The organism is Wylensekiella montiformis, from assembly GCF_009697385.1.
Classification (GTDB): domain Bacteria; phylum Bacillota; class Negativicutes; order Selenomonadales; family Selenomonadaceae; genus Selenomonas_A; species Selenomonas_A montiformis.
Genome location: NZ_VUNL01000003.1, coordinates 20,306 through 35,111, shown reverse-complemented (window position 1 = coordinate 35,111; position 14,806 = coordinate 20,306). Strand labels below are relative to the sequence as shown.

At 49.1% G+C, this 14,806-nt stretch carries 15 protein-coding genes; 2 read left to right on the top strand and 13 right to left on the bottom strand.

What is annotated here, in order from left to right:
• Positions 1–13: 13 nt before the first annotated feature.
• The 9 genes from FYJ78_RS03100 to ulaG all read right to left on the bottom strand — a co-directional run bounded on the left by FYJ78_RS03100 (position 14) and on the right by ulaG (position 8,130).
• Positions 14–733: an urea amidolyase associated protein UAAP1 gene (locus tag FYJ78_RS03100; RefSeq protein WP_154619959.1), complete on the bottom strand. Its 720-nt coding sequence runs from the start codon at positions 731–733 to the stop codon at positions 14–16.
• 388 nt (positions 734–1,121) lie between these two features.
• Positions 1,122–1,718, bottom strand: a complete 597-nt coding sequence (locus FYJ78_RS03095) for a hypothetical protein (RefSeq protein WP_195847839.1) — start codon at positions 1,716–1,718, stop codon at positions 1,122–1,124.
• Between the two features lie 250 nt (positions 1,719–1,968).
• Positions 1,969–2,670, bottom strand: a complete 702-nt coding sequence (locus FYJ78_RS03090; RefSeq protein WP_154619957.1) for an L-ribulose-5-phosphate 4-epimerase — start codon at positions 2,668–2,670, stop codon at positions 1,969–1,971.
• Between the two features lie 16 nt (positions 2,671–2,686).
• Complete coding sequence (locus FYJ78_RS03085) at positions 2,687–3,736, bottom strand: hypothetical protein (RefSeq protein ID WP_154619956.1); 1,050 nt, start codon at positions 3,734–3,736, stop codon at positions 2,687–2,689.
• A 28-nt stretch (positions 3,737–3,764) separates the two neighbouring features.
• Positions 3,765–4,607 carry an L-ribulose-5-phosphate 3-epimerase gene (locus tag FYJ78_RS03080; RefSeq protein WP_154619955.1) on the bottom strand — a complete coding sequence of 281 codons (843 nt, stop codon included), beginning with the start codon at positions 4,605–4,607 and terminating at the stop codon, positions 3,765–3,767.
• Positions 4,608–4,682: 75 nt separating this feature from the next.
• Positions 4,683–4,970 carry a PTS sugar transporter subunit IIB gene (locus tag FYJ78_RS03075; protein ID WP_154619954.1) on the bottom strand — a complete coding sequence of 96 codons (288 nt, stop codon included), beginning with the start codon at positions 4,968–4,970 and terminating at the stop codon, positions 4,683–4,685.
• A 41-nt stretch (positions 4,971–5,011) separates the two neighbouring features.
• The gene (ulaA, locus tag FYJ78_RS03070) at positions 5,012–6,499 is read right to left on the bottom strand and encodes a PTS ascorbate transporter subunit IIC (protein WP_154619953.1); all 1,488 of its coding nucleotides are present in this window, start codon (positions 6,497–6,499) and stop codon (positions 5,012–5,014) included.
• A gap of 68 nt (positions 6,500–6,567) precedes the next feature.
• On the bottom strand, positions 6,568–7,008 hold the full coding sequence (locus FYJ78_RS03065; protein WP_154619952.1) for a PTS sugar transporter subunit IIA: 441 nt from the start codon (positions 7,006–7,008) through the stop codon (positions 6,568–6,570).
• An 18-nt stretch (positions 7,009–7,026) separates the two neighbouring features.
• Complete coding sequence (gene ulaG, locus FYJ78_RS03060) at positions 7,027–8,130, bottom strand: L-ascorbate 6-phosphate lactonase (RefSeq protein ID WP_154619951.1); 1,104 nt, start codon at positions 8,128–8,130, stop codon at positions 7,027–7,029.
• 287 nt (positions 8,131–8,417) lie between these two features.
• On the opposite strand from ulaG, the gene FYJ78_RS03055 reads away from it, so the two are divergent.
• Positions 8,418–9,218, top strand: coding sequence for a DeoR/GlpR family DNA-binding transcription regulator (locus FYJ78_RS03055; RefSeq protein ID WP_154619950.1), 801 nt, complete (start codon positions 8,418–8,420; stop codon positions 9,216–9,218).
• Between the two features lie 115 nt (positions 9,219–9,333).
• On the opposite strand, the gene FYJ78_RS03050 is transcribed toward FYJ78_RS03055, so the two are convergent.
• The 3 genes from FYJ78_RS03050 to FYJ78_RS03040 form a co-directional block, all read right to left on the bottom strand.
• Complete coding sequence (locus tag FYJ78_RS03050; RefSeq protein ID WP_154619949.1) at positions 9,334–9,711, bottom strand: hypothetical protein; 378 nt, start codon at positions 9,709–9,711, stop codon at positions 9,334–9,336.
• A gap of 308 nt (positions 9,712–10,019) precedes the next feature.
• Positions 10,020–11,372, bottom strand: a complete 1,353-nt coding sequence (gene dcuC / locus FYJ78_RS03045) for a C4-dicarboxylate transporter DcuC (protein WP_154619948.1) — start codon at positions 11,370–11,372, stop codon at positions 10,020–10,022.
• Positions 11,373–11,458: 86 nt separating this feature from the next.
• Positions 11,459–12,604, bottom strand: coding sequence for a M20 family metallopeptidase (locus FYJ78_RS03040; protein WP_154619947.1), 1,146 nt, complete (start codon positions 12,602–12,604; stop codon positions 11,459–11,461).
• A 191-nt stretch (positions 12,605–12,795) separates the two neighbouring features.
• Between FYJ78_RS03040 and FYJ78_RS03035 the strand changes: the two genes are divergently transcribed.
• Positions 12,796–13,686: a LysR family transcriptional regulator gene (locus tag FYJ78_RS03035; protein ID WP_154619946.1), complete on the top strand. Its 891-nt coding sequence runs from the start codon at positions 12,796–12,798 to the stop codon at positions 13,684–13,686.
• A gap of 11 nt (positions 13,687–13,697) precedes the next feature.
• Here the strand turns inward: FYJ78_RS03035 and FYJ78_RS03030 are convergent, their stop codons facing one another.
• A complete protein-coding gene (locus FYJ78_RS03030) occupies positions 13,698–14,456 on the bottom strand; it encodes a LuxR C-terminal-related transcriptional regulator (protein ID WP_154619945.1) in 759 nt (252 codons plus the stop codon).
• Positions 14,457–14,806 lie beyond the last annotated feature (350 nt).

Genomic DNA, 14,806 nt, shown 5'->3' with positions numbered 1-14,806 from the left:
CATCGTTTTGTAATCACCGGCCGAGCAGGTTATAATAATCCCATGTGTTTTCAAACGCACGATAATTTTCTTGTCGGAAATTCACACAATAATCTTCCAGATCCGTTGGCGGAGCGTCATAAACATCCATCTGCACAGCAACCTCCGGATATGTCGTATCCGGATTCAGCGGATTCGGCGTATTCGATGCGATAAAGATCAAATCCATCTCGGTCCGCAGCGTAACCGTCGCACCCTCCTGACAATGTCCATCCACATAATGCATGCTGCCGTCTTCATCGACATAAACCTTGGAAAACAAATTCACGCAGGGAACCAGATCACCCCGGTCCATATTGTTCCGTACCAGCTCCACCTTGAAATTTTCTTCTCCGCAGCGATAAAACGCATTGCGGGATTTCTGATACGTATTGATGCCATATTTCTCATCCGTCATCGCCCGCGTCGTATGACCGGAAATCGTATCATGCCAGCCCAGACTGTCTTCCACAATACTGGCCAGGACGCGCCCGTTATCACTCATGAGTACGTTCCCTTTGGTAAGATGCGCCGTATACTGGGCTTTCAGCGTATCCGGCATATTGTAACGCTCGGACGTATCCAGCAAATTATAAAGGAGCACCGACAGATTGGCATTTTTGCCCAAAGCCTTAAAATGAAGGTATTTATGACGGCCAATCCCGCCGGACCATTTCTCACCGGGGCGGAACAGCTTGGTAAAAATCTTTTTCATAATAAACTCCTCCAATCAAGATACACGACCAGAAAACCCTCCGGAATCCGGCCGAGCCGTTTTTTCCTTTCGTCTCTTTTACTATACGAAAAACGAAAGCCGCCAACAATTGCCCATAGGCTTGATTCTTCTAATACCATCCGCCGCAAATCTTCTACTTTCGTTCTATCCAGCCAATTTCCGCCTTAACTCAAACAATTACAACAAAACCTCCCTGAAAGTAATATTGTGGTTAACAGACCGCCGATATTACTTTCAGGGAGGTTTTTCCCTACTCTTTTATTTGTTTTATTTTGTCTTATGAACCTTGCCTCATCCCCCAGTGCAGCGAAGTGTTCTTTGCCGCACTGGATTTTCTTGTTGTCTTTTGATGTTGCTTTCCATGCAATCACACTTTTACTTCTCTTAGGTACATTTGGAACTCATCATGTACGAGTACTGTGAAACAAGAGTTCGCGAGATATTTTATGCTGACAAGATCATTTTCCTTATGAGCTTCAGCCTGAACTTCTACCAGCTCGAGGCCGTAGGCACCGGCTTCATCCCCGCGAACTTCGACGTCTACTTCACCGATGCCTACGGCAATGTCGTCAGCGACATCCAGAAGATCATCGCCGATAAAGTCAGCCAGGAGAACACTGAGCGCACCTTCCGCTGCACCTTCAACCTCAAGGCAGGCAACTACAGCCGCAATGCCGAGTACTTCCTCATCATCCACAACACCGACAACGGCGAAGTCGTGCAGAAGGTCCCCTTCCAGATCGACACTGTCTTCCAGAAGGACGAATTCAGCTTCATGGACTAACTTTGCACAAAAGCAGATAATTTTCCCGTATACGAATTTGATTTGCAGCTGCTTGCCCAGCCCGTGCGCGATCACAGTGCCCGCCGTGTATGCCATAGCCTCCCGGAGGATCCCTTCTTCGAAGCCGAAGTTCTCATAATCCCGTACCGAGGAGCCGTACCCCGGACAGCACACCTTCATCAGCAGCTTTATACGGGGCACGCCCCTACAAACAAGAAAGGACTGTGAAATTCTGGAAAAAGGCTACGGAGAAGGTCCGATATAAACTTTACGAATACTGTTTCATGAGTGAAGGGGCTTTGTCCCCATTTTTCAACGGTCATTCCCTAAAAAGTAAAAATAGGCATGAAAAAGAAGGTGGACAAATACTTTCGCATTTTGTCACACCCTCTTAGAGCTAACTTTATGGGGTCACTGCAGGGAAATGCCTTTATATTTTTTTCTGGCCGTAGTAGGCATTCGGACCGTGTTTTCTGAGGAAGTGCTTGTCGAGCAGGGCCTGCGACATGGGGTCGCGGTCACCCGTGAGCAGTTGCGTATGGAAGGCCATCATGGCTACTTCTTCGAGCACGACGGCATTGTGGACGGCGTTCATGCAGTCCGTGCCCCAGCAGAAGGGGCCGTGGTTCTTGACGAGGACGGCGGGCACATAGTCGGGGTTGATGCCATATTTCTTGAAGCGCTCCACCGCTACGACACCCGTATTGTATTCGTGCTCGCCCTGGATCTCTTCCTCGGTCATATCGCGGGTACACGGAATCTCGCCGTAGAAGTAGTCCCCCTGCGTCGTGCCATAGGCGCGCACGCCCTGCCCTGCCTGGGCAAAAATCGTCGCCCAGCGGGAATGGGTATGCACGACACCGCCGATATTGGGAAATTCCTTATAGAAAATGCGGTGGGTCTCCGTATCCGACGAGGGATTGAGTTCCCCTTCTACCTTGTTGCCCTCAAGGTCAACAACCACCATGTCCTCAGGTTTTAGCACATCGTACTCCACGCCTGACGGCTTGATGACGAACAGGCCTTTCTCACGGTCGATGCCTGAGACATTGCCCCAGGTAAAGGTAATCAGATGATGCTTTGGCAGCAGCATATTGGCTTCATAGACTTTTTGTTTGAGTTCTTCGAGCATTATATTTCCTCCCCGTTCATTCCGTCAGCTCGTAGCGCGCGATTTCATTGGTCTCGCGGTTCGCGCCGATGACGATATCCTTGCCTTCATGAACATAGTGTAGCACATTCGCTGCGCCGCGGCCACGGTCAAGCTCCTGAGCCTCATAGCCATCTTTCCCATAGATAAAGGCCAGCAGCAGCCGGTCGCCCTTGCGGTTGCCGATGATCCAGGCCGGCTTGCCGCAAATATCGCCGCCGAAAATCGCATGGAGGAACTCGAGTTTTTCAGGATGCGTATAGGCCAGCTCGAATCTGTCATTCTTTTTCTCATAGATGTTCACGGTATCGCCATGGAACGGCGCAATCGCACATAGCTCCTCCTCACCGTCGCCATTGAGATCCATAAGTACCGCATCGCTGGCCGCATCGGTGATAAGTTCCTCGATGCGCCACTCACCCCCTGCCGTCTGCGGCGGGAATACCTGCAATACGCCACCATCGAAGGATACGATGCCGCTCGTCGAGCCATCCTTTTCCACATGGCGATAGTAGCCATGGTTCTTGAGCATATTGTCCTTGATTGGCGTAAGCTGGAGTTGGTTGTCATCATTATAGACTGACAAGTCCTCGGGCAGCTCCGCCACAAAGAGCTTGCCCGGGAAACGCCAGTCGTCCTTATACTCATGGTCAGATTTCAACGCACAGGCAAGGATGTAGTTCTTGCCACCCGCCTGCAGGATGTCAAAGCGATGGACGAACGGCAAATCACAGAGCGTGCGCACTTCCCAGTCATCCTTGCCTTTCGGCGTGACCACGACAATCGACGCCTCCTTGGAGTCGTTCGGCGAATAGAACTTGCGCGTGGCCAGGAACTGGCCATCGGTGTCCGGCACCTGTACCATCGTCATGACGCCGCCCGGGCCTTCCCAGACCGTTTCCTCAATCTTGCCATCCAGACTGATCAAATAGCAGTTGTTGACCTTTTCGGCTGCGCAGAGAAAATGGTCCTTGCCTTGATAGTGTAGCATGGCCAGCGAATAGCATTTCTCAAGTTCCCCGATTACTTTTTTATCTACCTTAAACATGGTTATCCTTCTTTCTTACTGTCCTATTTTACTCTGCTTTATCGAGATATGACCGCAGGAAGTCATTGGCTTTCTGCAATTCTTCGCGCCAGTCCGTCTGCGGGTCGTACCAGAACTCGCCGACAAATCTCCTGACGCCAAGCTGCCACGATTTATCGACGATTTTCTGGAAGTCCACATGACCGGTACCAAACGGAATCTCACGGTATTTGCCCGGTACGGTTTCCTTTAGATGTACGGCTACGATATGGCCGCGGCCAGTCTCCAGGTCGTCCGCCACATCGCCAGCGTAGAGCAGCGCGGCATTGGTGATGTTGCCCGAATCAGGATAAACACCGAGGTACGGCGAATCCACCTGCCGCACGTAGTCCATGGCCTTTTCCACCGTATCCATAAATGGCGTCTCCATAGTCTCAAAGCCCATCTGGATGCCTTCGGCAGCCGCCATGTCAGCAGCCTTGCGCAGATTCTGCAGGAAATCCGCCCGCGTCTTGTCCGTACCTTCCTCATAGTAGACATCATAGCCCGCCAGCTGGATCGTGCGGACGCCCAGCTTGGCCGCAAGGGCTATAGCCTTCTGCATGATTTCGAGGCTGCGGTCCTGTTTCTGCTTATCAGGGCATCCCAGCGGGAATTTGCGATGGCCGCTCAGGCAAATGGAGCGGAACGGCACCCCTGTCGCCCGCATAGCAGCGCGCACTGCGTCAATCTCGCCATCGTTCATATCGAGCCGCGCCAGTTTCGCATCGGTCTCATCAATGCTCATCTCCACATAGTCAAAACCGGCGTTCCTAGCCGCCTGTAATTTTTCCGCCCAGGTCAGGTCGCCAGGCATGGATTTTTCATAAAGACCTAACTGATAGTTGCTCATTTTTCCTTCCCCCCGTCGCAAAAAGGCATAAGAAGGGCTGCTGCACCTTGCAGCAGCCCTTCTGATTCCCAGCTATTAGCCATTGACGATATTAGCCTGGATTTTCTCTTCCATTTCTTTTTCGGCCAGCAGATTCTTGAGGCCGATGACCGTAGCCTTCGTACCCGTGAAGGTACCGACAAGCGATTCCGAGCAGAACACGACATCGTAGTTATTGGCCTGCGATTTCGCATCGCCGACATTTGTATGATAGATTTCCGCCTCAAGGCCGAGTTTCTTGAAGACTTTCTCAAGTTTCATCTTGATGATCTGCGAAGAACCCATCCCCGAACCACATGCAGCGATAACTTTCAATTTAGCCATTTTGAAGCACTCCTTTATCATTATAAAAAGATTGTCTACGGTTAATCAATGACAACTTGATCGACAGGCACGCCTTGTTTCTTGGCGAGGATTTCCTTATATTTGTCAAAATCCTCGGCAATGACGAAGTAAGTATCCTTGTTGCGCTGGTAGAGGATCTGTGGGATAGCCAGCAGCAGGATGACTACAGCTGCTACACCGACGTACTGCAGATTCTCCATGATGACGCCGATGAATGGCCAGACTGCATCCCAGTCGAAGTTGCCGTGCCAGCCACCGAAGTTACCCGTCGTGAAGTGGTAAGCGGCAAAACCACCGCCCAGTACTTGGATGATTCCACTGCAGAACGGAATGATTGCTGCGGCGCGGATACCACCTAAACGATTGGCAAAAACAGCAAACGTTGCGTTATCGAAGAACAGCGGTACGAATCCCGAGATGATGAGAATCGGGCTGTTGAAAACGATAAGGCCCATGATGGCCAGGAACTGACCAAAAGCACCAAACAGGAAGCCAAACGTTACGGCGTTCGGATGACCAAAACCATAGGTTGCAGCGCAGTCGACAGCTGGAACGGAACCCGGCAGGAGCTTTTCCGAGATACCCTGGAAGGAATTCGTGAGCTCCGATACGAAAGTGCGGACACCAAGCTGCAGGATGGTCAGGTAAACAGCGAAGTTCAAGGATTTTTCAAGGATATAGAACAGGAAGTTCTGATTCTTGCCAAAGCCCTTATCGATCTGATGCATGAGATCCGGACCAAGAATCGTGATAATCGTACCAAAGAAAATGGTCATGAGTACACCCGTAGCTACCATATTCTCATTGAAGATGGACAGGAAGCCCGGCAGTTTGAGTGTTTCGAGCGATTTTTTCGGATCGCCGATTTTCTTGGCAATCTTAGATACCAGGAAGATACCAAACATCTGCTGATGACCCGTAGCAAAGCCGCCGCCCTCGGTGAGTTTTGCCACCGGCTCAACAGTGAGGTTCGAGGCCACTGCCCAGTAGGTACCCAAAAGAATACCAAGCATCACGACAACCTGCGGGTCCTGCAGCCCTGGGAAGCAGAAGAGGACGAGCCAGAGGGCCGTAGACGACTGCTGGACCATGACGTGGCCCGTGATGAACAACGTACGGATTTTCGTGTACTTGCGGAACAAGACCAAGAGGATGTTCATGGTAAATGCAATCAGCAATACCATCATCATCATCGAAAACGAACGGCCGATATTCTCGACCGAAGCCTGTGCCGCCGCCTGACCGAAGTACGGGTCGATAACAGCAGCCGACAGCTCGAAGCGGTCCTTGAGACCTGCCAGCACCGGACGGAAGTTGCCAACGAGACCGCCCGATGCGACGTTCAAGATCATATAGCCGACAGTACCTTTGATAAAGCCAGCCAGACATTCATACCATTTCTTACCTAAAAGTGCATAACCAGCCAGGACGATAAAACCGATGAAAAAGGCCGGTTTCGTCAGGATATTGTTCTGGAAGAACTCCCAAACGGACAATAACATTTCCATAACTTGATTTTCCCCACTTTCGTTTTTCCCCTACAGGAGCCTCCCCAGACTCCCTCACTAAAGCTCTCTTATGCTTCGATCTGCAGCAAGTCTTCCGGCGTCTTGGCCGCCAGGACCTTCGCTACGATATCCTCATCCGAAAGCGTCTCTGACAGAGCCATCAGATTGCTTAAATGGACTTCATCATCAGTAGCTGCCAATACCACAAAGATGCGGGCATCTTTGTCCGGGTCATCCGGATCGAAGCTTACGGGCTTTTCCGTCTTCATGAAACACATAGCCGTGCCATTTACGCCGCGCCCGCGCTCTGCATGCGGGATGCAGATATTCGGAGCGATAACGATGTAGGGCCCAAGCTCTTCGACTTTCTCGATAATGATTTCCGGATATTCCTTTTCGATGGTACCATCAGCCAAAAGTGGCGCACAAGCTGCCCGAATGGCGTCCCGCCAGTCAGCAAAACCTTCATGGAACGAATAGTGCTTAGTCTCGACAAATTCTTTAAACATGATAGCTCTCCCTCTTCCTTACAGGCAAGAACGGAACGGAATGTTCTGCGGATGCTCGAAGCAGTCCTCAAAACCGCGGCGATGATGGTAGTAAATCTTATCCTTATCCATCGGATAGACATAACGACCACCAACCTGCCAGAAGAACGGATGGAACTTGTACTCGTTGCGATCCTTCTTGAAGTTGTAGAGAAGCTCGATTTCGTTGCAGTCCGCCTGGAAGTTGGTCCAAACATCCCAGTGAATCGGGACAACCACCTTGCACTGAAGGTTTTCAGCCATGCGCAGGATATCGATGGACGTCATCTTGTCCTGCATACCAATTGGGTTCTCGCCAAACGAGCCAAAAGCAACATCGATGTCGTAATCCTTGCCATGTTTGGCAAAATAAATCGAGAAATGCGAATCACCAGAGTGGTAGATGTTGCCACCCGGCGTCTTGAGCAGGTAGTTGACCGCTTTCTCGTCCATATCTGTCGGGCATTTACCGGTGAGTTCCTCGCGGTCGGGGCCCGTGGAATCCGTCGTCGTGATGCAGGTGCGGTCGAAACTGTCGAGGCAGACGATTTCGATATCCTTGATCTTGATGACATCGCCTGGTTTTACGACTTGGCAACGTTCAACCGGAACGCCCCATTTAACCCAGGTGTCTACCGATTTCTGCGGCCCAATGAATGGAACCGGTATCACATTGCCGTCTGCATCTGTTGTCGTCATGCCGCTGTGCAGTACATGGGCTGCCCACTCAGCCGACATATGGTCCTGATGGTAATGCGTCGCCAATACCGCATCGACCTGCTTGAACGCAAAGGGGTCAATGACGAATGGTACGTTACGCAGATTCGGCTGCATCGAGCGGCAGCCACACATGTTAGCCATCTGATGACCAACCTTCATCTTGCCATCCCCGTGGGTACGCTTGCCGTTTCCACACCACAAGTCCACAGTTACATTGGCACCGCCCGGCGTCTTGAACCAGGTTCCCGTACAGCCGAGCCACCACATGGCGACCTGGCCTTCCGGCACTTCGTAGCCTTCGATATCCTCTACCAACCAGGTTCCCCATTCCGGGAAGGTGCTCATGATCCAGCTTTCGCGGGTCATTTCGGAAATCTTACTCATCTTAATCCCCCTAAAATAATCATTTAATCGTAACTTTATGATTGTTTTGCCGTATTTCCTATCGACACGTCTATCTCAGCACAGTGTTACGCTCATTTCAAGTACTTTTTCATAAAATAAGCAAAATATGACATTTATAATATATTTTATGTTCATTATACGACTATTTAACGCTTGATTTTTTCATATTCCTTCGCTATAATATCCATATAATCATAAATTATACGGATATGAATGTGTTACATTTTGCCTATTTTACACGCTTTCATAGGAAAGGATTTCATCATATGAAGAACAGTAAAAGCGTAGTTTTCCGCCGGCAGCAGGCGTTGCTCCGGCTATTGAAGGAAAACAGGACCATCGATGTCGATACCGCTGCCGCCCAGCTTGACGTATCCGCTACGACCATCCGCCGCGACCTCGTGATGTTCGAGCAGCAGCACCTTGTCAAGCGCTTCCATGGCGGCGCAGAACTTATTGAGGGAACCTTAAAGGAAGAAGATACCCCAACGGCCGATCCGAAGAGCCGTGTCGATGCCGAACAGAAACAGGTGATTGCCCAATATGCCGCCTCTTTGGTCGAAGATGGTGATACCATCTTCATGAATTCGAGTTCGACCACCCTCATGATGCTCGACTACATCAAGGATAAACGCGTCATCGTTGTCACGAACAACAGCAATGCCATCTATTATCCGCATGATCCACAGGTCACGATCATCCTGACCGGCGGCGAGATATACCAGCGCCGCAAGTCGCTGGTAGGCGAATTCGCCCTGCAGACGCTCACAAAAATCAACGCCGACAAGGCTTTCATTGGCGTCGGCGGCATCAGCGTTGCCAGCGGCATAACGACTTCGGTCCTACCCGAGACTGCCATCAACGAGATGATGATGCGCCGCTGCCAAGGCAGCTGCTATGTACTGGCAGCCCGCCAGAAAATCGGCCGTGAGCACAACTTCCTCTCGGGAACCATCGACAAAGTCGATACGCTAATTACCTGCCCCGGCGCTAATGCGGACGAAATAAAAAACCTCCGCGCCAATGGCGTGGAGGTCATAGAGGTAAACGAAACGCGTCAAGACTGAGGAGCTGTGAAATAACATGCTCCTAGTAACGAAGGCGGTCTGCTGACTCGAAAGAGTCGGCAGACCGCCTTTTGTGGTAAAATACATACCACATAAAAAATTCAACCACGAGTCATTATTTACCGCCCTTATCACCTCTGTCTATAACATTACCGATATTGTAATAACGTGCGCCAGGATATTTGCTTTCCGAAAATTCCGGGCATACCACCAGAAAATTATGTTCTTCCGCGCAGCTCCGCCATCCTTCACAATATTCACGGGCATTGCGTTTCAAACCGTGGAATACAACAACAATCGGGCGTCCATCATGCCAGGCAGCAGGCCGGTAATAATAAGCCTGCAACGGAGCATGATCCGCGCCGGTTTTTTCCGCCAATGAGAAGCTGCCTGCTCCTACCGTCATTTCCTGAGCCATGCCATGAGCCGGTATCAATAGAATTGCTGCCAGCAACAAGATGCCCCAGTTCCACAGCATGAATATCTTTTTCATATCCAATACTCTATTGAAAATCTACTTCATCATACGACCTCAAAAGCCATTTTTTAGATCTGCGCCGACACCTGGAAACGGTAATAGTCACTCTGTTTGTCCCCGGTACTCTTTTGTTTCTTATTGAATTCGGCCAGTAAATCAGCGCGGATATTCTTGTATAGCGTATAGCTCAGACCTCCCCCTCATCCGCGATTGTCATTACAGGGTATATTGATACGTTTAGTCAGCGTACTGGCTACATTGAATTTATCGACATGAATATAGTAAAAAGAGACACTTCCGTTTATTCTCCCCCTCATGATCAATCACAAAATATTTGCCGTCACAAAGGATACCAGCAACGCCACCAGCATGGGGATAGCTGTGCGCTTGGCAATATCTACCGATGATACTCCGGCTACTCCGGCTACGGCAATAACAGCAGCCGTGATAGGTGAAGCACTGCGGGCAATACTTGCAGCCATCTGCATGGGAGTAATCATGGATGCCGGCAGCATTCCCAGCTTGGCTGCTATATCAGGAACCAAGGCACCAAACGAATAGAACGGGGCATTGCCCGACCCCATGATAACAGCAGCCGCAGCCACAATCAGTGTCATAATCAAGGATATCCCCATAGCACCGAAGCCTGAGCCTTGTGCTCCATGAATAATCTGATCGATAGCGCCAATCTTGGTTAAACCGTAAGCAAAGGTTTCACCGGCAACAATCAAGGTAACAACGGTAGCAAAGGTCTTTCCCATACCATCAAAAACAACCTGCAGACTGTCAAAAACCTCTTTTACCCGACGCGTCCTGATCCATTCAAAAAGCATAGCAATAACAATACTGATAACCATCGCCGTAACCACCGGCATTTTAATCGTCGCTATTGCCAGCTTGCTGAAAACCATTACCAACACAATGGGAACCAGCGGAAGCAGCGCATAAACTGCCGGCGGAAGAGATTCCTTTTCCTCTTCGCCCAGATCCATCTGTAATGCTTCCGTACCTTCACGCCTGTCAAACCAGCGTTGCACAACAAAATGTGAAGCCGCTATCGCCAAAATAGTTACCACAGCTATAGGTATCTGTTCCCCGACAAAATAATCCACCACATCCATCCCTGCAGTCTTGGCGGCAAAAACCGCAGTTCCAGAAGCGGGGCCTAAATCAAGACAAGGTGTTGTAGCAATCACCGCAGCTGCTGACAATCGGCTGACGCCCAGACTGACCAACACAGGATACATGGTGGCCATAAGCAATACGCATAAACCAGCGGCGCTGGGAATAACAATGTTCAACAGCTGTCCCACTACATAACTAATTGCCAGCAGCAAATAAGGTGATTTCACCAGACTCAGCGGGCGCGCCGTCAGATGAACCAGTACCCGGCTGGCGCCAATATGCTCCATATATTTAGCAAACCCAGCCACAGACATAATCAGAAGCCCTATGCCGGCAGCTCTGGTACTGAAAGTATCCTCAATAAATTTAAATATATCAAACCAGACAAAACCAGTAGATTTTTTTGCTTCCAACAATGGATACCCCATAAGCACAGCTACAGCCATAAGTATAGTGCCGCCGGCAAACAAAACGGCTTGTGCCTTCATCTTGTTCAAAATCATATACGCTACAACAATGGTAACGCACAAAGCGATCATTAACGCCAGCATTTTCTTCTCCTCCCCTGACAAATACACAAAACATCCTGCAGAATGGTTTCTCGTACTGCACCTTTCAGTTCATGTACGCTAAGGTTTCAGTGCAAACTCGAATGCATAACAACATGCTGTATAATCCGGGACAAAAGCTCATACCGAGGTAAGATAGACGGTATATCCAAATACTCAGCGGCGCTATGTGCCTTACCGCCCACCGGGCCCAGTCCATCAATGGTCGGGATGCCCGCAGCTGCAGAAAAACTGCCGTCCGAACCACCGCCGCTCGCCATCCAGGAAAAATTCACACCGATTTTCTGGCCAATCCTGTCAACACTTCGACAAAGCTGATAAGTCGCTTCCGTTGGTACCATCGGCGGCCGTGTGATTCCTCCCTCGATTTTGGCGCTCGTTCCCTTTACATGCGGCGAAGCAGCATATCGTTCCATAAGTTTTTCGATACGCTCAACTTCGTCTGGTTCATAATAACGTACATCAATCTCGGCTTCAGCATTACCAGGCACAGCGCTTATGGACGTACCGCCAGAAATCTTGCCCACATTAACCGTGGTTTCCCTGTCCAGATTCGTTGCCCTCTGCAGAGCCAGTATCCAATGCGCCAATTCCTCTACAGCACTGCAGCCACTGGTATAATCAATCCCGGCATGAGCGCTGACTCCCGCTATATGCAGCTTATAACGGGCTATCCCCTTACGTTTATTGACCAGATTGCCATTAGCCCTGCCAGCTTCCAATACCAGAACACAACGGCTCTTTCCAGCTAGCTTCACAGAATAATTTTTGGAATAACGGGAGCTTATTCCCTCATGATCGCTATTTAAGAACACGCATACATTAGCGTTCTTGAGGCTGTCATCCCCCTGCAAGCGCCGCAGCGCATACCAGCCACTCAACAGACCGGCCTTGCAGTCGATAACCCCTGGGCCGAAAGCTCTATCCCCTTCAATATGAAAGGGATGCTGCGCCGCTGTTCCCAAAGGAAAAACCGTATCCATATGTGCCAAAATCAGCACATCATACCGCTTGGCAGGCCGATTGACTATTTCCAAACAAGGTGCTATGTCCTTATGGAAACGATGCATCGTAACCTTCCAGCCCATGCTCTCATATTTCTCCTGAAAGAAAGCCGCTATCCGGCTTGCTCCTTCCGGGTCATAAGATACGCTGTCGATATTTACCAAATACTCTAATTCTTTTAAATATTCGTCTAATTGAAGATTATCCATGACACACCTGCTTTCTTCTCGTTTGCATACCTAATACTGCCGGCACAAACATGTTTGTTGTAACCAGCATAACATCTCTTCGAGAAAAAGTATAATTCGTAGTTCTTCTAATCTTATCAGCAAAACGAATTGCCCATATATTATATAAATGATATGATAAAATAGTCTGATATAGAAAGCGAGGAGTTGTCATGTTGCTAAAACAACTGCAATATTTCATGGCTGTAGCAGAATGCCGGCATTTCACTAAAGCCGCTGAGAGACTTTTTGTCTCGCAATCAGCCCTGTCCCAACAGATCACCAAACTGGAAAACGACATAGGTGTAAAGCTGATTAACCGGGTATCCCATCCCATCGAACTGACACCAGCAGGAAAAGATTTTGCAAAATATTCTTCTACCGTCCTTGCTGACCTTGACATGCTGGAACAAAAAATGCAAGCATGGCGTCCCAAGGAAAGTTCCACCTTACGCATTGGCATGATCACCGGACTAGGTCGCATACCACTTGCCGAGATACTCGCTAAATTCAACGGTATGCACAATGAAACCAGGTTATCACTGACCACTCATCTAAGCAAGGAACTTTGTCGCCTGCTCAATGAAGATGCAATAGACCTCGCTATTTTTGCAACTCTCAATGATATGGCACGCTACGATTTTGACGTTCTCTCCCTGCAGCAGGAGCCATTTGTGGCCATTCTTCCCATCTGCCACCCATGCGCAGAAAAAGAAGTCTTTGATTTATCAAAAGCCACCAATGAAAATTTTATCTTTCCCACTCCGGAAAATGTTTCCCATGACATTTTTCTTGCAGAGTGCCGGCGTCACGGCTTCCAGCCAAAGATTGCCAGTTACTGCAACAGCCCGGGACGACGCATCGAGCTTGTGCAGGCAGGAATCGGCATCTCCCTGATTTCCGAAAGCGGACTGTCCTATTATCCACAGCGGGACGGTATTATGATACGCCCTCTCCGAGAACCAATCTATAAGCACATTGTCATTGCGCGGCAAAAAAACAGGAGAGCCTTTCCGGCTCTCCAAGCATTTTGGAACTATATTCAAAAATATGCAGTCTCTTAAGATACAGTCAGTTACTGCTGATACAGCAGATTAATCAGCTGTGTTCTGCTCTTCACCTGCGTTTTATTGAATAGATTATAGATATGCTTTTTCACCGTAGAAAGGCTCACTGTCAGCTGATCGCAAATCTCATGGTTGGACATTCCTCTGCTCAGCAGGCGCATGACCTCGCTTTCACGCTCTGTAAGCGAATACCGTTCCGCCGTTTCCTGAAAACACTGTTCTACGAGATGATCCCGCTGATTCAGGCAAGTCACCTGCACGATCATGTTCTTGATGTGATTTTTCAAAATATTTAGAATTTCAAGGTCTTTATCCGAAAAATCGCCCAGCTGGCTGCTGCGAAACAGATTGAATACAGCCATGAGTTTCCCCTGATGGTGAATTAAAATTCCACATCCATAAGGTATATCCGCCGGCTGAAGAAATTTCCGGAAGAATTCTGTCCGGCAGCGCCGCTCTTCATCAATAATATCCGTGTCTTTATAGACGCGCGTTTCTTCACTCAGATCGTAAAGATATTGCAGATAATCCTTATGATAATATTCCTGTATGTATTCCCGCTTCTCCTTCTCCGTCAGGCCGATGAAGCAGCTTTCCGGCTCTTGTATTTTCCCCTGATTGTTCAGCAGGATCAAGTATCCTTTTGTGTAAGGAATCAGCATCCTGAGCACGCGCATCAGTTTCAGGGACAATTGATCCAGATTATTCTGCGCGTATAGCTCCAATAAAATATTGTTGATCGTCATCCATTCCATTTCTTTTAGCATAATACCATCCTCCTGCGGAAAACGAAAAGGTCAGCAGTCCGTAATCTCTTACGGTCTGCTGACCTCTTTGTCGTGTACTGCTGTTGAATCCGATCCGAACATCGAATCAGATTACCCTGATCTCGTTCAAACATATCAGGATTTGTAACTTATTGTAGCACTAAAGTATTATGTTGTCCACCACCAACAATAAGGATCGCGCTAAGTTCAATCTTTTTCCCGCCTTGTCTCATACGAAAGTATGAGACAGCTTCCTCTCTGCCGGAAAAAGTATAGTCATTTGGTCCATTGCCGCAGCGTGCTGTCCTGTGCGATAGTGTATGTATCGATTTTCTCTCTGTTTCATCACG